18 protein-coding genes and 1 pseudogene are annotated in these 21,205 nt (G+C 61.0%); 4 read left to right on the top strand and 15 right to left on the bottom strand.

Going from position 1 to position 21,205, the window contains the following annotated elements:
* Positions 1 to 113: 113 nt before the first annotated feature.
* The 3 genes and pseudogenes from pmbA to ACUTSC_RS00580 form a co-directional block, all read right to left on the bottom strand.
* Entirely contained in the window at positions 114 to 1,454 is a 1,341-nt protein-coding gene (gene pmbA / locus ACUTSC_RS00590) for a metalloprotease PmbA (protein ID WP_197767547.1), read from the bottom strand.
* Between the two features lie 175 nt (positions 1,455 to 1,629).
* A complete protein-coding gene (locus ACUTSC_RS00585; RefSeq protein ID WP_197767548.1) occupies positions 1,630 to 1,968 on the bottom strand; it encodes an XRE family transcriptional regulator in 339 nt (112 codons plus the stop codon).
* Positions 1,952 to 2,314, bottom strand: a pseudogene (locus tag ACUTSC_RS00580) (type II toxin-antitoxin system RelE/ParE family toxin). Before ACUTSC_RS00580 ends, ACUTSC_RS00585 begins: the two are co-directional and overlap by 17 nt.
* A 192-nt stretch (positions 2,315 to 2,506) precedes the next feature.
* Here ACUTSC_RS00580 and yjgA point away from each other — a divergent pair.
* Positions 2,507 to 3,055 (top strand): ribosome biogenesis factor YjgA, encoded by a 549-nt coding sequence (gene yjgA / locus ACUTSC_RS00575; protein WP_197831420.1) that lies wholly within the window; start codon positions 2,507 to 2,509, stop codon positions 3,053 to 3,055.
* 30 nt (positions 3,056 to 3,085) lie between these two features.
* On the opposite strand, the gene ACUTSC_RS00570 is transcribed toward yjgA, so the two are convergent.
* From ACUTSC_RS00570 to aaeX, 5 genes are all read right to left on the bottom strand, one after another.
* Positions 3,086 to 3,385, bottom strand: a complete 300-nt coding sequence (locus ACUTSC_RS00570; RefSeq protein WP_004936963.1) for a barstar family protein — start codon at positions 3,383 to 3,385, stop codon at positions 3,086 to 3,088.
* Positions 3,386 to 3,390: 5 nt separating this feature from the next.
* Positions 3,391 to 3,858, bottom strand: coding sequence for a ribonuclease (locus ACUTSC_RS00565; RefSeq protein ID WP_047729775.1), 468 nt, complete (start codon positions 3,856 to 3,858; stop codon positions 3,391 to 3,393).
* 279 nt (positions 3,859 to 4,137) lie between these two features.
* Positions 4,138 to 6,105, bottom strand: a complete 1,968-nt coding sequence (aaeB, locus tag ACUTSC_RS00560) for a p-hydroxybenzoic acid efflux pump subunit AaeB (RefSeq protein ID WP_197767550.1) — start codon at positions 6,103 to 6,105, stop codon at positions 4,138 to 4,140.
* Positions 6,105 to 7,040, bottom strand: a complete 936-nt coding sequence (gene aaeA / locus ACUTSC_RS00555) for a p-hydroxybenzoic acid efflux pump subunit AaeA (protein WP_197767551.1) — start codon at positions 7,038 to 7,040, stop codon at positions 6,105 to 6,107. The genes aaeB and aaeA overlap by 1 nt, the downstream gene beginning before the upstream one ends.
* Before the next feature lie 7 nt (positions 7,041 to 7,047).
* Positions 7,048 to 7,251: a p-hydroxybenzoic acid efflux pump operon protein AaeX gene (gene aaeX, locus ACUTSC_RS00550; protein ID WP_004936952.1), complete on the bottom strand. Its 204-nt coding sequence runs from the start codon at positions 7,249 to 7,251 to the stop codon at positions 7,048 to 7,050.
* Between the two features lie 314 nt (positions 7,252 to 7,565).
* Here aaeX and aaeR point away from each other — a divergent pair, with 314 nt between their 5' ends.
* The gene (gene aaeR / locus ACUTSC_RS00545) at positions 7,566 to 8,477 is read left to right on the top strand and encodes an HTH-type transcriptional activator AaeR (RefSeq protein WP_004936950.1); all 912 of its coding nucleotides are present in this window, start codon (positions 7,566 to 7,568) and stop codon (positions 8,475 to 8,477) included.
* On the opposite strand, the gene ACUTSC_RS00540 is transcribed toward aaeR, so the two are convergent.
* Both ACUTSC_RS00540 and ACUTSC_RS00535 read right to left on the bottom strand, forming a co-directional pair.
* Positions 8,468 to 8,812, bottom strand: a complete 345-nt coding sequence (locus tag ACUTSC_RS00540; RefSeq protein WP_445653027.1) for a hypothetical protein — start codon at positions 8,810 to 8,812, stop codon at positions 8,468 to 8,470. The genes aaeR and ACUTSC_RS00540 overlap by 10 nt on opposite strands.
* On the bottom strand, positions 8,809 to 9,084 hold the full coding sequence (locus ACUTSC_RS00535) for a double zinc ribbon domain-containing protein (RefSeq protein WP_197767554.1): 276 nt from the start codon (positions 9,082 to 9,084) through the stop codon (positions 8,809 to 8,811). The genes ACUTSC_RS00540 and ACUTSC_RS00535 overlap by 4 nt, the downstream gene beginning before the upstream one ends.
* Before the next feature lie 207 nt (positions 9,085 to 9,291).
* On the opposite strand from ACUTSC_RS00535, the gene uriH reads away from it, so the two are divergent.
* Positions 9,292 to 10,233 carry a uridine-preferring nucleoside hydrolase UriH gene (gene uriH, locus ACUTSC_RS00530; RefSeq protein ID WP_063988580.1) on the top strand — a complete coding sequence of 314 codons (942 nt, stop codon included), beginning with the start codon at positions 9,292 to 9,294 and terminating at the stop codon, positions 10,231 to 10,233.
* Between the two features lie 685 nt (positions 10,234 to 10,918).
* Positions 10,919 to 12,601 (top strand): Wzy polymerase domain-containing protein, encoded by a 1,683-nt coding sequence (locus ACUTSC_RS00525; protein ID WP_197767555.1) that lies wholly within the window; start codon positions 10,919 to 10,921, stop codon positions 12,599 to 12,601.
* 45 nt (positions 12,602 to 12,646) lie between these two features.
* Here ACUTSC_RS00525 and ACUTSC_RS00520 read toward each other — a convergent pair whose 3' ends face one another.
* The 5 genes from ACUTSC_RS00520 to rng form a co-directional block, all read right to left on the bottom strand.
* Entirely contained in the window at positions 12,647 to 13,411 is a 765-nt protein-coding gene (locus ACUTSC_RS00520) for a CDP-diacylglycerol diphosphatase (RefSeq protein ID WP_197767556.1), read from the bottom strand.
* Between the two features lie 107 nt (positions 13,412 to 13,518).
* Positions 13,519 to 14,964, bottom strand: a complete 1,446-nt coding sequence (gene tldD / locus ACUTSC_RS00515) for a metalloprotease TldD (protein ID WP_197767557.1) — start codon at positions 14,962 to 14,964, stop codon at positions 13,519 to 13,521.
* A 7-nt stretch (positions 14,965 to 14,971) separates the two neighbouring features.
* Entirely contained in the window at positions 14,972 to 15,832 is an 861-nt protein-coding gene (gene nit1 / locus ACUTSC_RS00510) for a deaminated glutathione amidase (RefSeq protein ID WP_047729770.1), read from the bottom strand.
* A complete protein-coding gene (yhdP, locus tag ACUTSC_RS00505) occupies positions 15,829 to 19,629 on the bottom strand; it encodes an AsmA2 domain-containing protein YhdP (RefSeq protein WP_197767558.1) in 3,801 nt (1,266 codons plus the stop codon). Before yhdP ends, nit1 begins: the two co-directional genes overlap by 4 nt.
* Before the next feature lie 86 nt (positions 19,630 to 19,715).
* The gene (gene rng / locus ACUTSC_RS00500) at positions 19,716 to 21,185 is read right to left on the bottom strand and encodes a ribonuclease G (protein ID WP_025304418.1); all 1,470 of its coding nucleotides are present in this window, start codon (positions 21,183 to 21,185) and stop codon (positions 19,716 to 19,718) included.
* Positions 21,186 to 21,205 lie beyond the last annotated feature (20 nt).

Raw genomic sequence — 21,205 nt, 5'->3', positions numbered from 1 at the left:
TTAATTAACCCACCGTTACCATAGGCAAGGCCGGGCAAAACCGAAACCGGAGATTTGTAAGCAAGGTTGAGACGGGATAACGCGCGACCGGCGGGCGCCGGCCGCGCAGAGGATCACTGGCCGGCGATCTTCATTTCCGGCAGCAGCACCGAACCGCACTGGATATTGCTGCGGGTTTCGATATCGCTGCCGACGCTGACGATGTTGCGCAGCATGTCTTTCAGGTTGCCGGCGATGGTGATCTCGCTGACCGGATATTGGATCTCGCCGTTTTCCACCCAGAAACCGGCGGCGCCGCGCGAGTAATCGCCGGTGACGCCGCTGACGCCCTGGCCCATCAGCTCGGTGACCACCAGGCCGGTGCCAAGCTGTTTCAACATGCCGGCGAAGTCCGCGCCCTGCCCGGCAATGCGCCAGTTATGGATGCCGCCGGCATGGCCGGTGCTGTGCAGGCCCAGCTTGCGCGCCGAGTAGCTGGTCATCAGCCAGGTTTGCAGCACGCCATCCTTGACGATATCGCGCCGCTGGGTGCTCACGCCCTCGCTGTCGAACGGCGTTGACGCCAGCCCTTTCAGCAGGTGCGGATGCTCCTCGACGGTCAGCCACGCCGGCAGGATCTGCTTGCCGAGCGAGTCCAGCAGGAAAGTGGATTTGCGGTAAACGCTGCTGCCGCTGATGGCGCCTACCAGATGGCCGAACAGCCCGGTGGCCACTTCTGAGGCGAACAGCACCGGCGCCTTCATGGTCGACAGTTTGCGCGGCGCGAGACGCGCCAGCGTGCGGCGGGCGCACTCCTGCCCCACCCACTCGGGGCTTTGCAGATCGCCCATCGCACGGCCGATGGTGTAAGCGTAATCCCGCTCCATGTCGCCGCCCTGCTCCGCAATGACGCAGCTGGACAGCGAGTGGCGGCTGGAACAGTAGCTTTGCAGCATGCCGTGGCTGTTGCCGAACACCTTGATGCCGTAGTGGCTGTTGAAGCTGCCGCCTTCGGTGTTGGTAATGCGCTTGTCCGCCGCCAGCGAAGCCTGCTCGGCGCGCGCCGCCAGCTCGATGCCGCGCTCGGCGTCCAGCTCGGTCGGGTGGAACAGATCGAGATCCGGCGCCTCGAATGCCAGCAGATCTTTCTCCGCCGGGCCGGCGCAGGGATCTTCAGAGGTGTAGCGTGCGATGTCCAGCGCCGCCTGTACGGTGCGGGCGATGGCATCCGGGCTGAGATCGGTGGATGAGGCGCTGCCTTTACGCTGGCGGTGATACACGGTGATGCCCAGCGCGCCATCGCTGTTGAACTCGACGTTTTCCACCTCGCCGAAGCGGGTACTGACGCTGATACCGGTCGATTTGGTGACCGCAACTTCCGCCGCGTCGGAACCGGCGCGGGCCAGCTCCAGCGCCTGAGAAACGGCCTGTTCCAGCGCCTTGCGCTGTTCTGCAACTTGAGTGACTACTTTCATCAATCTGCCATAATTAATCAGAAAATCGTTGAGAAAAGTGCCGGAGCGGCGTAGTTGTGCACGCGGGGCGGCGCGCAAAAATCCTGAGATCTCTGCCATTGAGTCTAACAGGAACCGCGTTGAATTTCGCATAAAGCCGAACGGCAAAGCCGGGATAACATGCAAAAGCCGCGCATTACTCGACGATCAGTTTTACCGACTTGCCGATATTCGCCATCATGTTGACCAACGCGTCCAGCGTAAATTTCTCGGTTTTCTGATTCACCACGTCGGACACGCGCGGCCGGGAAGTGTGCAGATAACGCGCTGCCTCCTCCTGGCGATAGCCTTCTTCCTCAATCCACGCACTGATCTCACCCATCAGCTGTTTTTTCAGTGCGATAAGCTGCGCAATTTCCGCATGGGACTGCGCTTGCAATTGCCGAGCCTCGTCGGCGGAAAATCCCAGATCCGCAAACACATTGCCGCCTGCCGGCGTAACGTGGCGTGAACCGGTATCAATCGGCTTGGTCATGACCTTTACTCCGCTCATTAATGACCGCGTCATAACGCGCTTTGATTATCTGAATATCGTGGCGGCTGGTTTTCTCCGTCTTCTTCTGAAAGCTGTGCAAGACGTAGATCGCTTCGCTGAACTTTGCCACATAAACCACCCTGAATGCCCCGCCGATGGCATATAAACGGATTTCGATAACACCGCTTCCGCAGCTGACCATCGGTTTCCAATTACCGGGTTCCAGACCTCTTTACACTTTACTCAGTTCAAATCCTGCCGCTTTGCGCGCATCGATTGGAAAGGCCAGCAAATCCGCTAACGATGAACCACGCCAATCAATGGCTTTCTCTATGCCATCATCCATGAACACCACCCCTTTTTGGTATAAAATTTTATACAAAAAAAGGTGATAAAAACAACAGCAAAAATTCGCAGGACGCACGGCAAGGCGCAATAATCCCCCAACGAGGTAGCTATACTCAGTTTGCTCAGGGCACGCAATTGGCGGGTTGCCGGACAACCTGTTAGGATTAGCCTCTTTTTAACGGAGCCTACCATGAACAAACAGCCTGAAGACTGGCTCGACGATGTCCCGGAGAATGAAAACGAGGACGATGACGAGATTATCTGGGTCAGTAAAAGTGAGATTAAACGTGATGCCGAAGCGCTGAAAGACCTAGGGGCCGAAATGGTCGATCTGGGCAAAAACGCGCTGGACCGCATTCCGTTGGACGAAGATCTGCGCGCCGCCATCGAGCTGGCGCAGAAGATCAAGAAAGAGGGCCGTCGCCGTCAGCTGCAGCTGATCGGCAAGATGCTGCGCGCCCGCGATATCGAGCCGATCCAGACCGCGCTCGACAAGCTGAAAAACCGCCATAACCAGCAGGTTTCGCTGTTCCATAAACTGGAAGCGCTGCGCGACCGTCTGGTCGACGAAGGCGATGACGTGATTCCATCGATCCTAGATCTGTATCCGGCCGCCGATCGCCAACAGCTGCGTTCACTGGTGCGCAACGCGCAGAAAGAGAAGGCCGCCAACAAGCCGCCTAAGGCTTACCGCCAGATCTTCCAATACCTGCGCGAGCTGGCCGAAGCGGCCGACTAAGCGCCGCCGCCATCCCGGGATGAATCCGTTTCATCCCCGGTGATGGGCCGGTTCGCCGCTGCTTTCGCGGATATTGAAACGCAGGCTGCCTTCCAGCTCTTCTTCCGCCTCTTCAAACAGCAAAATGATCGCGCCGAAACGACGCTTGCTGCGGGCATTCAGGTGAGTGAACTCGATTTCCACCGGCAGGCCGATATCGCCGGTCACCACGTCCCACAGCGCGTCGAGGTTGGCGCCGAACCCCTCGTCCAGCGCAAACTTGTGCGCGAAATCGCGGTAGAAGGTCGGCACATCCTGGATCTGCTCAAAATCAAACTCTACTTTTGCCATCAAACTCACTCCACACGAATGAAGTTTTTGTAATGGTCGCGCGTGACGAAGATCAGACCGTCGCTCGAATACAGCAGGCGATCGGCGCCGCGCCGGCCACACTGGTAATTGATGTCCGCTTCGCGCCAGACTCGGCCGCCGGCGCTCGGCAGTTGCCCTTCACGGTTAGAGAATCGATCGCCGCCAATCGCCTTGCCCGGCAATACCGCACAGAGGTTGCCTGAACGCGGATCCCAGCCCTGCTCGCGCGCCTGCTTCTTGGTGACGTAATAATCCGGCAGCCGCTGATGCTGCTGCAGGTAACTCACCACCGTTTGCTGCTGCGTGAGCCGATCGATGCTCTGCTGCTGCCCCGCCGGGGCCTGGACCACCGCCGGATTGCCGCCGATCGCACGGTGCTCGTTGCCGCGCAGCGCGCTGAATACGGCGATGACCACGGCGATGACAATCGCCACCAGAATCCGCTTGTTCATGACATTCCCTGAAATTATGCCGCCGAAGGCGCCGCAGCTCCCCCAGGCTAGTTAGGTATATAGTCGACCTGGATGAAACTAAGATGACCGGCAAGTAACGTTTTCGCGGCGGCTAAGGTTTCATCCATTCATGACAATGATGCCACTTTCCAGCCGTTCTGGCACTCGGAGTCGCTCTGAAAACGGGCCGCCTCTTGTAAGACGGCCGCCGTACCAGGCGCTGCTTTCAGTATAGTCGGGGAAGGCGCCGCGCAACGCGGCGCAACAGGCGGGAACGCATCAATCGATCAAGGCGTGGCGATAGCGATGCAGCATGTCGGCCAGGCGTTTCACCGGCCCGGTGACGCTGAGCGGCGCCTGATTGTCCACCAATTTTTGCTGGTACTCATTCATCTCACTCAGCAAGCGATCGTAGTAATAGGCGCGCTTGACGTCGTTCTTGGCGGAGACCACCCGATCGGCGGTGCTGCGGATCTGGCGGTGGAAGGCCGACAGCTCTTCGCTGACCGGAATTTCCGCCCGCTGCATGCGCTGGTGGGCAATGATCAGGTTCAGCGCCAGACGATACTTGGCGATATCGTTCGGAAACATCATCAGCAGCTGGTTAAGCTGCTGATACAGCGCAGGCAGGTGGTTCTGCCGACGGCGCGCCGCCTTGGTGGTCAGCGCCGACACCGCGCTGCTGACGAACTGGTTGAGCAACGTGCGGCCGGTGCGCTCGCGCGAATTGTCGCGGATCAACAGCAGCACCATCAGCCCGACGCAGCTGCCGAGGAACTGGCCGAGCGCCCCATCGAGAAACTGTGTGACGTTGAACTCCATCGGGTTGCTCAGCACCAGAATATTGATCGTCCCCGCCAACAGCCCCAGCGAACCGAGCCGCCGCTTCTGCACCTCGATGCCGATGAAAAACGCCAGCAGGCCGAGGCTGAGACACAGCAGCAAAATGCTCTGCTGCGTCGCCGGCAGGATCACCATGAAGAACAGGGAACCGACCGGGATCGCCGCCAGCATGCCCAGCACGAAATCCATCGCCACCATGCGCGGCGCCGGGGTACGCATCGCCAGCGAGGTGATCACCGCAATGATCACCATAAAGCCGCTGCCGGACGTCCAGCCGGTCCACAGCCACAGCAGGCAGCCGAAGGCCGTGGCCACAAAGGTGCGCAGACCGTTGATCAGCGCATGATGCCCTTCTGCCGAGGTCGGCTTGACCACGGTTTCATTGCTCAACACGTCCTCTTCCACCGCGCTGATGCTGCCGTTGGTGTGTACGCCCTTCGACAGCAGCAGGTAGCGCGTTGCCGCGCCGACCCAGCCGGTGAGGGTCGGCAGCGTTTCCTCGGAGCGATGCGTGGTCAGCACCTGGCGCAACAGCTTCATGCGCTTGTGGATCTCCTGCGGCGTTTCCGCCGGCACCATCAGTTGCTCCCGCAGGCTCGCTTGCAGCGCATCCGGGTGGTTCAGCAGGATCAGATAGGTTTCGCAGGCCTGGGTGATCAGCGTCAGCGACAGGGTATGCAGCGCTTTTACCCGACGGTTGACCTTCTGCCAGCGCGAGGACTCCATCATCAGGTTGTTGCGCATGCCGTCCAGCGCCGTGGTGCTCTTGACCAGATTGCTCCAGGCGCGGTCGATATCCTCTTTGTCGGCGTTGCTGATGCACATCTGCATCAGGCGATATTGATCCACCAACAGCTGATCCACCGCCCGATCGATGTCCTGCTTGATCGAACGCGGCGAGAACAGCAGATCCGCCAATACGGCGCTGACGATGCCCAGCACGATCTCGCTGCAACGCTCGATGGCGAACTGCGGCGCTTCCAGCAGATGGGCCTCGCTGGTGGCGACCGTCACGATGATGATCAGCGCGGTATAGCCGGCCAGGCCCCAGGCGTAGGAGTTCTCGACCTTGATCAGCGAAGAGAGCCAGGTGCAGAAGCCGGCCCAGATGCAGCACAGCAGCAGCATCACCACCGGCGCGCGGGCGGTGGTGATGATAATGATCAGGCCGACAAAGCAGCCGATAAAGGTGCCGATGATGCGCAGCCAGCCGCGGTGGCGGATGGCGCCGGAGAAGGGTTCACCGCCGGCAGCAAAGGCCGGGCCGGCGGCGACGATGGCGGCGGTCATCGCCGACCAGCGCGGGGTTTCCAGGTTGAGATGGAAGCCGACGAACAGCGCAAACACAATCGCGAAGCTGAGTTTGAAGGCAAATCTCAGCCGGATAAAGGTTGGGCTGTTCATTAGCCGAACTCACGCAGCCGGTGCATCAGGCGCACAAAGGGCGAGCCGCTGTCGGCATTGCGATCGTTCTTGCCGACGATCACCACGGTGGCGGTGGTGCCGGCCGGGTACGGATGCTGTTGGTCCTTGGCGTCCAGCAGGATCTTCACCGGCACGCGCTGCGCCAGGCGCACCCACTCCAGGTTGCTGTCGATCGAGGCCAACCCTTTATTGTTAACCGTGCTGCTGCTGTTGTTCACCGCGGCCGCCACGCTGTCGACGGTGCCATGCATGATGCGATTGCTGCCGAGCGGGGTGATCTCCGCGCGGTCGCCCTTATTCAGGCCGGTCAGCTTGGTTTCTTCCAGATACGCCAGAATGTAGAAGGAGTCTTTCTTCACCAGCGCCACCGCCACCGAGCCGCGGGTGATGTATTCGCCGGCGTGGACGTTGAGGTTGGTGATCCAGCCATCGGCCGGGGCGCGCACCGTGGTGCGCTCCAGATCCAGCTGCGCCAGCTCGCGCGCCGCCACGGCCTTCGCCAGCTGGTGCTGCACGGTCTGCAGCGAGTTGTTCGACTGGTCGATTTCTTCCTGCGACATCGCCTGCACGCCCAACTTCACGCGGCGGCCGGCCTCACGCCGTTTTTCCGCCGCCAGCGCTTGATAGTAGGCGACGTCGGCACCGGCCTCCGCCAGCGCCTGCTCATAGCGCGGCCGATCGACCACGAACAGCACCTGGCCTTTCTTCACCAGCTGGTTGTCCACCACCGGCACGTCGGTCAGCAGGCCGCTGACGTCCGGCGCGATCGCCACCACGTCGGCGGTAAACTTGGCGTCACGCGTCCACGGCGACTCGGTGTAGAACACCCAGGCCTTGAACACCGCAACGATGCCCAGCAGCACAAGAATCAAAGTGATCGCGATTCGGGTTATTTTTATCGAAAAATTTTTCACAGCGACCTCAAACAAAAAGACATGAAATCAGATAAAACAAGCAGCAATACAGCGCGGTATTAAACAGCGCCGGATGCCAGACAAAATCGTAAATCCCCGTCGGCTGCAGCAGGCGGCGCAAGAGAAAAAACAGCGCCAGCGACACCAGCAGCTCGAAAAACACCGGCGGAAACGACAGTCCGAAGATGACCATAACCGGAAGCAAACTCATCAATTTTTCCTTATTGTTCACTGCGCCGGGGAAAGACACATCTCGCCATTCACATTCTCTTTACATTTTAGCGTGCGCGCGCCACAAATCTTGACCAGACAGCTTGTCCAGGTCACGAACCCGAAAAAAGGTTAAACTTTGGGGCAGACGTCCACGACAGGGATTGCGAGGGTGCCGGAGGAGCGGCAGGATTACGTCGCCGCTCGCTCTCGCACGTTGGTAAGGTCTATTCACCCGACCACGTTATATTAGCCTGCTTACTATCAAGGCATCAACAATCTGTGATCTAAATCACTTTTAAGCCAGAGTGAATAATGGAAAGATTAAAACGGATGTCGGTATTCGCCAAAGTGGTTGAGTTCGGGTCGTTTACCGCGGCCGCGCGCCAGCTCGACATGAGCGTTTCATCGATTAGCCAAACCGTCTCGAAATTGGAAAATGAGCTGCAGGTCAAGCTGTTGAACCGCAGCACGCGCAGCATCGGCCTGACCGAGGCCGGCAAAATCTACTATCAGGGCTGCCGACGCATGCTGCAGGAAGTCAGCGAAGTGCATGAGCAGTTGTACGCGTTTAACAATACCCCCGCCGGCACGCTGCGCATCGGCAGCTCATCCACCATGGCGCAAAACGTGCTGGCGAACATGACCGCCGAGATGATGAAAGAGTACCCGGGCCTGACGGTCAACCTGGTGACCGGCATTCCGGCGCCAGATCTGATCACCGACGGATTGGATCTGGTGATCCGTACCGGCGCGCTGCAGGACTCCAGCCTGTTCTCCCGCCGCCTGGGGCAGATGCCGATGGTGGTGTGCGCGGCCAAAAGCTACCTCAGCCAGCACGGCACGCCACAGAAGCCGAGCGACATGGTCAACTTTTCCTGGCTCGAGTACAGCGTGCGCCCCGACAGCGAATTTGAACTGATGTCGCCGGAGGGCATCACCACGCGCATTTCACCACAGGGGCGCTTCGTCACCAACGACTCCTCCACCATGATCCGTTGGCTGAAAAACGGCGCCGGCATCGCCTACGCCCCGCTGATGTGGGTGATCGAAGAGATCAAACGCGGCGAGATCGAGATCCTGTTCAAAAGCTACCATTCGGATCCGCGGCCGATCTACGCGCTCTATACCGAGAAGGACAAACTGCCGCTGAAGGTGCAGGTATGTATCAACTACCTAACCGACTATTTCGAACGGGTGGCGGCAGTCTATCAGGGTTATCGCTGAGCGGCGCTCAAATAGCGGTGCGCCAGCGCGCCCAGCAGCATCAGAGCCAGCATGCCGAGGCCCCACAGCAGCCAGACGGCGTAGCCCGCCCAGTTCAGCAGCAGAGGAAAATAGCTCGCCAGCCCGCTGCCCAGCTGTTTCAGCCACGGCAGCCAGGCATCCAGCACCGCCTGCGGCACCAAAGTCAGCGCACCGCTCACCGGCAGCGATGCGCCGCCGGCCGCGTCCGCCAACGCCGGGAGCCAGGTCAGCACGCCGGCCACGCCGCAGGCCAACACGGTCCACAGCGCCATTGCGCCCAGCAGCAGCGCGAACGTCCAACCGCCCCGGTTCACGGCACACCGCCGCCGCACTGCGGGCAAAAGCGGCTGCCCGGCGGCAGCGGCGCAGCGCACTGGCCGCAGGTGGCGTTCAGCGCGGCAAACGGCTGGCCGCAGCGATGGCAATAACGCGCGCCCGATTTATTCACCGCCCGGCATTCCGGGCACTGCGGCCCCGGCTCGCCATGCTGGTTATAGCGGTTGCCATGATGCCCGCCGCCGTGGCTCGCGCGCTGATGACCGCCGTTAATCCCGCCCTGCCCCAACAACCTTTTCAGCAAGCTCATCCCGCCTCTCCTCTGTGCATTAACGCTGAACCTCACTGTAAACCCTGGAGCAAACTCCAGGGTAAAGCCCGTCGAGCAGGATTTACGTTTCATTACATCGTAAAAGTGGCAAGGCTTTGATGCCGTTAACAAAAGCACCATCGGCATTATCCCACGCCGCCGCGCTGCGTTATGCTGCGGGAACCTCTCCCTGCATCAGGAATAACCATGAAAAAAATCATACTGGACTGTGACCCGGGGCATGACGACGCCATCGCCCTGTTGCTGGCCTGGGGCAATCCGCAGATCGACCTGCTGGCGGTCACCACCGTGGTGGGTAACCAGACGCTGGACAAAGTGACGCGCAACGCGCTGGCGGTGGCGCGCATCGCCAATATCACCGGCGTGCCCTTCGCCGCCGGTTGCCCGCGCCCGCTGGTGCGCAATATCGAAGTGGCGCCCGACATTCACGGCGATTCCGGCCTCGATGGCCCGGTGCTGCCGGAACCCCACCTGCAGTTGGACTCGCGCCACGCGGTGGATCTGATCATCGAGACCGTGATGGCCCACCCGCCCGGCAGCGTGACGCTGGTGCCGACCGGCGGCCTGACCAATATCGCCATGGCGGTGCGTAAAGAGCCGCGCATTGCCGAACGGGTCAAGGAAGTGGTGCTGATGGGCGGTGGCTACCATGTGGGCAACTGGAGCGCGGTGGCAGAGTTCAATATCAAAATCGATCCCGAGGCGGCGCACATCGTGTTTAACGAAAAATGGCCGCTGACCATGGTCGGGTTGGATCTCACCCACCAGGCTTTGGCCACGCCGGCAGTCTGCGAGCGCATCGCCGCCCTCGGCACCCGGCCGGCCACCTTCGTCGGCGAACTGCTGGCCTTCTTTGGCCGTATGTACCAGCAGGCGCAGGGCTTCAGCGCCCCGCCGGTACACGATCCTTGCGCCGTCGCCTACGTGATCGATCCGAGCGTAATGACGGTGCGCAAAGCGCCGGTGGATATCGAGCTGACCGGCACCCTGACGCTGGGCATGACGGTCGCGGACTTCCGCGCGCCGCCGCCGCCGGACTGCCACACCCAGGTCGCGGTCAAACTGGATCAGGATAAATTCTGGGATCTGGTGGTAGATGCGCTGGAGCGGATTGGCGAAGTGGAGTGAGAGCGGTGAAACGTGGATTGACGCGCTTTTACAGGCGCGTTGGTCCGTCTTTCGTCACGGCAACAGGGATAGGCAGACCATCGCTCCGTTATTTCCATAGGCACAGAACAATCTTAAAAAAATTAACTTTAAAAAAACTTAAAAAAAACTATAAGAACAAGAAGAGTCTTAATGAAAACAAAAACTGGCGTGATAAAGAAAATGTGAAATAAAATAATGAACAGTGATAAATAAAACCACGACTGCCGCACCGCCATTGGCAACAATGATTTAACAAGAAAATACTTATCTCATTGGCTCCATCACCTGCTAGCCCAGACGCTCGCTGCCGCTCACACGGCGTTTCATTATGCACAAAAAATCACAATCAATTGATTTAAATGAAAAAATAAAACAATAGATTAAAAATTGACTGAAGAGAGATAAATTTGAGAAAATGATAACCCTGTTTTTAAAACAAAGAAAACACCCTTTTGCAGGCAACTGAATACGGCTTCCCAATTTTTATATAAGCCGTCCCCGCGCTCACAGGGAAAATTATTTATCGCTTCGACATGAAGTCTTTTCAATTCCCATAAAGCATTTTAGGCATTGACGTTTCAGCGAATTTAAACACCAGAATAAAGGATAGGGAATAATTAAAATATGCTTTCAATAAACGCTATCAGGCCTTGGCGGGTTAACCATGACCGATAAAGCCCCCGTTAACGCACCGGCTATCGCCGTGCTGCCCCTGCTGCTGATCTGGATGGCGGTGATTCTGCCGGTCTATCACCCCAACATGGGCGGCGGCGGCCTGGCGCTGCCGCAAAATATTCTGGCCTGGAGCGCTATGGCGCTGACCACGCTGCTCGTGACCGCCACCGTTTGTGTTGGCCGAATCCGTCTTTCACTTACCCCCACCGCACGGCTGTTGCTGCTCGGCATCGCCGTGCTGGCGTTGCCGCTGCTGTATACCCGCCCCGAGTGGCGCGAAGATGCCCTGTGGCGCTGCGCCGGTTTGCTCGGTGGTTGGCTGTTCTATGTCGCTTGCCTGCAGCTGCGCCTCACCGCCCGGCAGCGCGACCTGTTGCTGTTCGGCCTGCTGTTCGCCGTCGGCGTTCAGGCGCTGTTGGCGGCGCTACAGCTGTTCGCCCCTGCTCTGGCCTGGGTATCTCCTAACGGCAGCCGGGTCTACGGCGTCTTTCAGCAACCGAACGTGCTCGGCAGCTTCATCGCCACCGGGCTGGCTTTGGCGCTCTGGCTGCTGCTTGCCCCCCTCTCTGCGCAGACGCAGCGGCGGCAACTCCCGTTGCTCGCGCTGCTGGTCGCTTTCTCCGCCCTGCTGGTGCTGATCCAGTCGCGCGCCGCCTGGCTGGGCGGCGCCCTGGCAGCGGCGCTGCTGCTGTGGCGCTTTGCCCGCCAGCGCCCGGCCGCAAGCCGCTGGGCCGGCGGCGCGCTGCTGTTGGGCGTGGCGATCGGCACCACGGTATTGTTCACCGGTTTCGGCCTGGATGGCCGCGCGGGTCTGATCGGTCGGGAACTTTCCAATAGTGCGCGCCTCACCATGCTGCATGACGTCGGCGCCATGATCTTGGCCAAACCGCTGCTGGGCTGGGGCTACGGCGGCTTTGAATACAGCTTCGCGCACTTCCGTCTGCAGACCATGCCCTGGCGAGAAGTGCTGGAAGTCGCCGGGCATCCGCACAATGAAATCCTGCTGTGGTGGGTTGAGGGCGGCCTGCCGGCGCTGGCGGGGATCGTTATCGTCCTCGTCGCCGGCGCGCTACTGTTGAAACGTGCCTGGCAACGGGATCGCGAGCAGCCGGCCGGTGCGCGCGTCGGGCTGTTCCTGGTGCTGCTGCCGATGCTGGTGCATACCCAGCTGGAATACCCTTTCTATCTGTCTACGCCGCACTGGCTGGCGTTTCTGCTGCTGCTGGCGCTGCTGGATGGCCAAACCGGCGAGCCGCGCCCGCTGCCGTTCGCCAAAGCCCTGAGCCTGCCGGTGGCGATAGCGGCCATCGGCGTGTTGGCGATGGCGGTCTTCGCCTGGCAAGGACGCATGGCGCTCACCCAATCGGAGCGCACCATGCTGGCCACCATCGACAGCATCGAGCAGATGCCGCCGCCGGCCGCCTGGATCTACCGGGAGCGCAAAACGTTCGACGAGCAATCTCACGCGCTGCTGGTCTATAACCAAACGCGTGATGATGCCCTGTTGACCGGCTATCGGCAGTGGGCCAACGCCTATCTGCAGCGCCGCATCGATGCCAACGTCTACGCCACGCTGATCATGATTTTGCGTTATCAGGGCGCTCAGGCGGAAGCCGACGCTCGCCTGCGGGAGGCCGCTTTTCTGTTTGCGCGGGATGCGCGATTCAGATAGGAAGAATAAGGTGAGAGCGCATCGCTCTCACCTGCCGTCTTGAGATTAACGCGGCAAAATCGCACACGTTTTATCCAGCAGCGATTCTACCGAGGCGCGGTTGCCAACGTCCCAGCCGCGCTTCGAGGCCAGCAAGATAAATCCCCGTTGGCCGGCAAACGTGGTCGGAACGACGGCCACGCCATACTCCGCCAGCTGCTGCGGCGACAGATGAAAATAATCCGCAAGATCCTTAATCGGGTAGATACCCATCGCGGTCGGTTGCATCACGCGGCGGGCATAGTAGGTGTGGCGCAACAGCTTATCCGGCAAAGGTCGCCATTGTTCCTGAATATAGGGGCGTTCTGCCTGCAATTGGCGCCGTACATCTTCGCGCAGACAGGTCAGGTGAATATGCAATTGGTTCTGGCTGCGGCCATAAGCGGAGTTGATCGCCATACCCAGCCTGTCGTCCGGCACCGGCCCGCCATACTCGGCGGCCAGCCGGTAACGCATCAGCCATGCATAGCCAAAATAGTCCGTCCGCTCCCCGGCCAGCAGCAGCGGGCTTTCGATGCCGGAAAGCGGCGCCGTCGGCACCAGAATGAAGTGGTAGGGGTAACGCGGGTTTTGCAGCACGCTAAAACCCTGCGCTTTCCCCTGCGGCATATAAATCTGCTCACACGGGGCCGGATCGCGCTTTTGCTGATAGTTGGCCATGCAGAGCTTATCGACCACGCCCCACAGCGCATCGGAACGGGCGCAGCCCGTCAGGGAAAGAACGCCCAGCAACAGCAACCAACGCTGGGTAGACACACCAAAGCACGCCATCGTCATCTTTCTCGGCATCATCGCCGCACAGCACTCTTTGCGTGGGCGAGAAAAAACTCAACATGGAGAATGAACAAGGGGCCAGCGCATGGCCCCTTGAGGAAAGATTACGCCGTGCCGCCGACGGTCAGCGTATCCAGTTTCAGCGTCGGTTGGCCGACGCCTACCGGCACGCTCTGGCCTTCCTTGCCACACACGCCCACGCCTTTATCGAGCGCCAGATCGTTGCCGACCATCGAGATCTGCTGCATCGCCTCAATGCCGGAGCCGATCAGCGTCGCCCCTTTCACCGGTTTGGTGATGCGGCCCTTCTCGATCAGGTAGGCTTCGGTGGTGGAAAACACGAACTTGCCGGAGGTAATGTCCACCTGGCCGCCGCCAAAGTTCGGCGCGTACAGGCCGTACTCGACGCTGGCGATGATCTCTTCCGGCGTCGATTGGCCCGCCAGCATGTAAGTGTTGGTCATACGCGGCATCGGCAGATGCGCATAGGACTCGCGGCGGCCGTTGCCGGTCGGCGCGACGCCCATCAGCCGCGCGTTGAGCTTGTCCTGCATGTAGCCTTTCAGCACGCCGTTTTCGATCAGCACGTTGTACTGGCCCGGTACGCCTTCGTCGTCGATAGCCAGCGAGCCGCGGCGCCCTTGCAGGGTGCCATCATCCACCACGGTGCAGAGCTCGGAAGCCACCAGCTCGCCCATATGGCCGCTGAACACCGAGGTGCCGCGCCGGTTGAAGTCGCCTTCCAGGCCGTGGCCCACCGCCTCGTGCAGCAGTACGCCCGGCCAGCCGGCCCCCAGCACCACCGGCATATTGCCGGCCGGCGCCGCTACCGCACCGAGATTGACCAGCGCCATGCGCACCGCTTCCTGGGCATAGACATCGGCACGCACGTCGCCGTCGACGCTTTCCAGGAAATAGTCGTAACCGAAACGGCCGCCGCCGCCGCTGGAGCCGCGCTCACGCTTGCCGTCCTGCTCCACCAGCACGCTGACGGAAAGGCGCACCAGCGGGCGAACGTCCGCCGCCAGCGTGCCGTCGGTGGCGGCGACCAACACCTGCTCGTAAACGCCGGTGATGCTGGCGTTCACTTCCTGCACCCGTGCATCGGCGGCGCGCGCCACCTTGTCGACGCGGTGCAGCAGGGCAATTTTCTCTTCGCGCGGCAGGCTTTGCAGCGGATCGAGCAGCGGATACAGCGCCCGGTAACCGATCTCGCCCAAGGTGTGCGCCCGCCCGTTGCCCTGCTCACGCACGATGCTGCGCGCCGCCTGGGCGCTCTGCTGCAGCGCATTCAGGGTGATCTGATCGGCATAGGCGAAGCCGGTCTTCTCGCCGCTGACGGCGCGCACGCCGACGCCCTGGTCGATATTGTAAGAGCCATCCTTGATGATGCCGTCCTCGATCACCCAGGCTTCGTGATAGCTGGACTGGAAATAGAGATCGGCGTAGTCGATACGGCGTTCTGCCAGTTGACCCAGTACCTGGTACAGGTCTTGATGACTCAGCTTGTTGGTAGCGAGTAACTGCTCACTGACAAACGTCAGGCTCATAATGGTTTCACTCTTGATTGGAGGATAGCTTGTCAGACGGCGCCGTCAGCGACGTCTGGAATCGGTTGTGCTGCAATACCGGCATCTGTTGCCGCAAGGGCTGCAGGCTTGCGGTGTCCACGCGCACCTTCAGCGCCGCCACGGCGTCCGCGTTCTCGGCCAACACCTTGCCCCAGCCGTCGACAGCCAGCGAGTGGCCCCAGGTGCGGCGAGTCGGCCCGTGTCGCCCCACCTGCGCCGGCGCCAGGATCATGCACTGGTTTTCGATCGCCCGGGCGCGCAGCAGGATTTCCCAATGTGCCTCACCGGTGACCCGGGTAAAGGCCGCCGGCACCGAAATCAGTTCGGCGCCCTGCGCCCGCAGCGCCTGGAATAGCGCGGGGAAGCGCAGATCGTAGCATATGGTCATGCCCAAACGCCCGACCGGCGTATCCACCACCGTCAGGTGCTGCCCGTGCTGGTAGGTATCCGACTCGCGGTAATGGCCGTGCGCATCGTTGATGTCCACATCGAACATGTGCAGTTTGTCGTAGCGGGCGCGGATCTCGCCCTGCTCGTCGAACAACAGGCTGCTGGTGGTGATAAGCTCCGGGTTTTCGCGGCTGATCAAGGGCATCGAGCCCACCAGCAACCACACGCCATAGCGGCGCGCCAGCTCGCGCACCGCGTTTTGCAGCGGACCGTCGCCCTGTTTTTCCGCCTGTTGGCGGTAGGCCGCGGAGTTAGCGAACAGCAGCGCGTTCTCCGGCGTCATGACCAGTTTTACCCCGGCATTGAGCTGCTTGATCTGCTGTTCAATCTGGGCCAGGTTATCGCGCACCTGATCGCCACTGCACAACTGCAACAACGCAACGTTAGCATTCCTCATGACGCCTTATCCTCCTTTGCCTTACGAAGTACCTCATTGATCTTCGGCTGATCGAGATCGCCGCTGATATGGTAACGAATCAGCGAAATCTTGCTCCACAGCGGCCCCAGCACCTGCGAGGCGGCAAATACCGCCGCGCCGACGATCGGGTTGACGACAAACGCCGTGGCCACGCCGACGGTCGCCGAAATCGCCGGCGCCACCACCGCCTCCATATCGATGCGCCGGCGCGCCAGATCGATCTGGCCACTCATGGCTATATCCGCCGCCAGGCCATCGATCAATAGATTATCAGTATGCATTATGCCATCTTTCAGCCAGGCGGTGCTGCGGATGGAATCAAAGTAGAAACCTTTGCCGAAGGTATCGCTGAAATCGAACTGCAGCTTGCGCAGCAGGGCGTCGAAGCTGACCAGCCGCAGCAGCTGACCGGCGCGGCCGCCGCCCATGCTGTCGATCTCGCCCTTGCCCATCTTGACCTGCAGCGCGCCGCTCAGCGTATTGACCTGCGGCTGCCACGGCGCGCCGTGCCAATACAGATCGAAGTCCACGTCATAAGGCGCCCCTTTCAGCGGGATAGTGATGCCGAAGAAGGCGGCGGTTTCATCGATCTTGCCGCCGAGCAGCTTGCCTTTCAACGAGCTGCGTTCTTCCTGCGCGTTCTGCTTCCACAGGCCGGTGGCGCTCATGCGCCCTTTGCCGGTGTCGATCAGGCCGTGATCCAGCGTCAGGGTATCGCCCCGATTGCTCAGATCCGCCTCGACCCTGCCGAGGTTCTGCCCCAGCACCCAGCACGACTTGCAGCGCAACATCAGCGAAGGCCAGTCGCGGAAGGAAACTTTCTCCGCCGGCGGCGGCGTGCCCGCCGCGTTTTTCGCCTCGGCGAACTGCGGGTTGTAATACAGGTAGTTGATATCGGCGCGCCACGGCCCGCGATCGGCCACCCGCAGGCTGCCGTCCACTTCATCGCTCTTGGCGCTCACCACGGTGGCACCCAGCTGTTTTTCGGCCGACAGCGTCAGCTTATGCCAGGCCTGGCCGCCCAACAGCAGCTGCGGCGTGGTCAGCGCCACGGTGGTGGGGAAGCTGAAACCGCCCACCTGACCGCTACCGCCACCCTGTTTCAGCGCCGGCGCCAACAGGGCCAGCCATTGCTCGCCGTCCAGCGCCGGCAGGTTCAGCGTCATCGACTTGCCGGCCGGCAGCGGCGGCGTGCCGCCACCGTTGGTTTGCCAGGCGGCGCGCGCCAGATTCACCTGTTTTTTGTCGAAGTTCCATTCGCTGTTGAAGCGGTTCTGCTTGCCCGCACTGCCGGTCAACATGAAGCCGTTAAGACCGCCTTTGACCTTGACGTTCACCGGCAACGCCTCGCCCGGCGCCTTGTCCAGTGGCGAAGGTAAGTGACTGCTCACTTTCTTCAGGTCTGCGTCAAGGCCGATATCGTAACTGGCCGAGCCCTGATGCGGCAGCGTAATGGCCACCTGGCTCTGCCAGGGCGCACTGCCGCTGAGCGCATCGGCGGCCTCTTTCGGCAGGCCGGGGAACTTGCCCGGCTGCCAGTCGCCCTTCAGGCCGACGTTGACCTTGTAGTCACGCTCGCCTTCCTGGGTGGTGAAGTTGACCGCCACCGGTTGCCCGAACCAGGTGGCCGACAGCGGGTCGCTCTGCAGGTTGCCGTTGTCGAAGCGGAACTTGCCGCTGAGCTTTTGCAGCTCGCTGTCCAGCGGCTTGATCAGCAACGAATTGTTGTTCAGCGCCACTTCACCGGTCGCTCTGACCTGCTCGCCGTCCAGGGGAATATCGAGATGTAAGCGCCCACTGACATCACCACCAATCTGCAGCTGATCCAGCGCCGCCCCCAGCGAATCGTGCAGCGGCGTCTGCATGAAGTAGTCATGCACGTCGCTGCCCGCACCCGCGACTTCGGCGTCGATCAGCAGCCGCTCTTTCAGGTAATCCGGGATCACCGCGCTGATATTTTTGCCCGCCACCTTGCCCAACCGGGTTTGCGGCGCATGCATCCACAATCCTTCGTTAGCGAAGTCGAGGTCGATCGCCAAATCGGTCAGCGCCGGCCAGCCCGGTTGGAACTGGAAAGTGGCGTGACGCAGCGGCACGAAGACTTCGAACTGCCCTTCGTTTTTACGGTACGGGAAGTGCTGCGGATCGCCGGAATAAATCAGCGTGGCGTTATCCACCTGGCCGCCCTGAATGGCGCCGCTCAGGTAGTCCACCAGATGCTTGCCCATCAGCGGTTCCGGGAAATAGCGCCAGGCGTCGGCGCCGTCATACAGGCGGATGCCCGCCAGAATGTTCAACCACGGATCGCCCTTGGCCGGCTGCTGATAACGAAAATCGCCGTTAACCCACAGCGACTTCGCCTTGACGTCCAGCCCCTGGCTCGCCAGCTCCCAACCCCGATCGTTGTAACGCCAGGTCAGCGCGCCGCGCGCGCTGCTGACTTCAAGCGGCGCACGGAACATATCGCCGTAAGGCAAGGTGCTGCCTGTCAGCCCCAGCGTCAGGCGGCCGTTCTCCACCCCGCCGCTCAACGCCCCGGAGAAGTGGTTGATGCCCGGCAGCAGTTCCCAACGCTGCCAGCTGACATCGCGCCACAGCGCCTGAAAACGGCTCTTTTCCGGCTGCTTCAGCGGAATGTCCAGCGCCAAGGCTTCCATCTTCCCCTGCGGCTGCAGATCGTTCCAGCGATCGAGCACGTCCGGGCTGAGGAACGAGAAGGTCGGCAGCAGCGCCGACAGGCGCTCCAACTGAAGGTTAGTCGCGCGCACCCGCAGCTCTTCATTCTGCGCCGGCCCCATGAACTCGGTGTTTTCCGGCAGCCACAGGGCAGAAAGCGTGCCCTGCGGCCAGGCCTGGCCATCGGTGCTCAACCGCAACTGCGGCACGTCGAGCTGCCAACCGGTGCCTTGGCGGCGCAGCGACAGCGCCAGATTGTCCACGTCCAGCCGGTGCTGCGCGGCGCCGGTATCCCAGTTGGCCGCCCCCTGCTTAAGCAACGCGTGGCCGCCGGCAATCTCGCCGTTTTGCACCTGCAGCCAGGCCGCCAGGCTGAAGTCGGCGCTTTCCAGCCCGGTGTTGGCGCGCAGCCAGCGGGTGAACCAGGGTTTCATGTCGATGTTATCGGCCTGCAGGTAGACCGTGCCGGTGTCCAGCAGGCCCTGATTATCGCGCAGGTCCATGCGCAGCTGCACCACGCCGTGTTGGCCGTTCAGCGTCGACAGGCTGATCTGCCCCTCGGCGCGGTGGCGATCGCGGCCGTTGAGCCAGGTCAGCTGAGGAATGTCGAATTCGGCGCGCGCGCCGGCGGGCGTCAGGAACGAGATACGGCTGTCGCGCAAATCGAAGTGGTCGAGCTGGCGCAGCATCAGATCGCTGATTTTACCCGGCTCAAGGCCGTCGCCCTGCCGGTCGCCGCCCAGCGTGGCGTTCAGATCGAGCCGGAATTGATAGAAGGTCAGATCGCGGAACTGCCAGCGCCAGTGCAGCAGCGATTGCCACACGTCCAGCGCCAGCGTCACGCGTTCGATATGCACATCGCTTTTGGGCAGCGTGGCGTTCAGGTTGCGCATTTCAAGTTGTGGGCCGAACGTTTCCCAACTGCCCTGCACGAAGTCCATCTGCACAGGCACGCCGGACAGCTTCTCCACCTGCGCCAGCAGTTGGGGACGGTAGTCGTTCAGCTTCGGCAGCATCAGGCGCAGCCCGCTGATCAGCAGCGCCACAATCACGATTAGGGTGGCGCCTGTTGCTAACAGAATCCCAGGCAGTCGCCTCACGCAGTTCTCCTTGCTCCGCTGCCTGGCAACGGGAATATCTATGCACTGACGGGCCCGGCATCCGGGCCCTTACGATGTCGGGCGGGCTACATCATGACGACGTCGAACTGCTCCTGGCTGTACAACGGTTCGATCTGCACCTTCACCTGTTTGCCGACGAAGATCTCCACTTCGGCCAGCGCATGCGACTCTTCGCTCTTCAGCGCTTCGCCGACTGCCGCCGAAGCGTACACCAGGAAGCGATCGGAATCGTAAGCATGGTGCACGCGCACAATCTCGCGCAGGATCTCGTAGCACACAGTTTCCACCGTTTTCACGGTGCCGCGCCCATTGCAAGTAGGACAATCGTGACAGAGCACATGTTCAATGCTTTCACGCGTTCGTTTACGCGTCATTTCAACTAAGCCTAGCTGAGAGAAGCCGTTGATCGTGGTTTTTACCCGATCTTTACTCAACGCCTGCTCCAGCGAGTGCAGCACCCGGCGGCGATGCTCTTCGTTGTTCATATCGATAAAGTCGATGATGATGATGCCGCCCAGGTTACGCAGCCGCAGCTGGCGCGCGATGGCCTGCGTCGCCTCAATGTTGGTATTGAAGATGGTTTCGTCGAGGTTGCGGTGGCCGACGAAGGCGCCGGTGTTGATGTCGACCGTGGTCATCGCCTCGGTCTGATCGATGATCAGATAGCCGCCGGACTTCAGCTCCACCTTGCGTTCCAGCGCGCGCTGGATCTCGTTTTCCACATCGTACAGATCGAAAATCGGCTGGCTGCCGGTATAGAGCTCGAGCTTGTTGGTAATGTCCGGGATGTACTCGCCGGTAAACTCCACCAGCAGATCGTGGGTCAGTCGCGAATCGACGCGGATGCGATCCAGCGCCGCGCCGGCGAAATCGCGCAAGATGCGCTGCGCCAGCGCCAGCTCGCCGTACAGCTTGTATTTGGTCTGGTTGCGCTTCTTGCGCTCCATCACCTTCGTCCACAGGCGTTTAAGGAACGCGGCGTCCTGCGCCAGCTCTTCCTCGCCGATACCTTCCGCCGCGGTGCGGATGATAAAGCCGCCCAGCTCGTCGCAGTGCGGCGCAACGATGGATTTCAGGCGCTCGCGCTCGGCTTCGCTGTCGATACGCTGCGAAACGCCGACGTGCGCCGCGCCCGGCATGAAGACCAGATAGCGCGAAGGCAGCGTGATGTCGGTGGTCAGGCGCGCGCCCTTGGTGCCAAGCGGATCTTTCACCACCTGCACCATCAGATCTTGCCCCTGTCGCACCAGCTCGGCGATGTCGCGCACGTGGAAGTTTTTCCGCTCGTCGCCGGCGACGCATTCGGTATGCGGCATGATGTCGGAGGCGTGCAGGAAGGCGGCCTTGTCCAGGCCGATGTCGACGAACGCCGCCTGCATGCCCGGCAGAACGCGGCTGACGCGTCCTTTATAGATATTGCCGACGATGCCGCGTTTGGATTCGCGTTCGATATGGATCTCTTGCAGAATGCCGCCATCGATATAGGCGACCCGCGTTTCAGACGGTGTGATATTAACCAGTAGCTCAGCGGTCATGCCTTCTCCTCAGAGCCGGT

The organism is Serratia sp. TSA_105.2, from assembly GCF_052692115.1.
The sequence above is the reverse complement of the archived record's forward strand: the minus strand, read 5'-3'. Positions and strand labels throughout refer to the sequence as shown.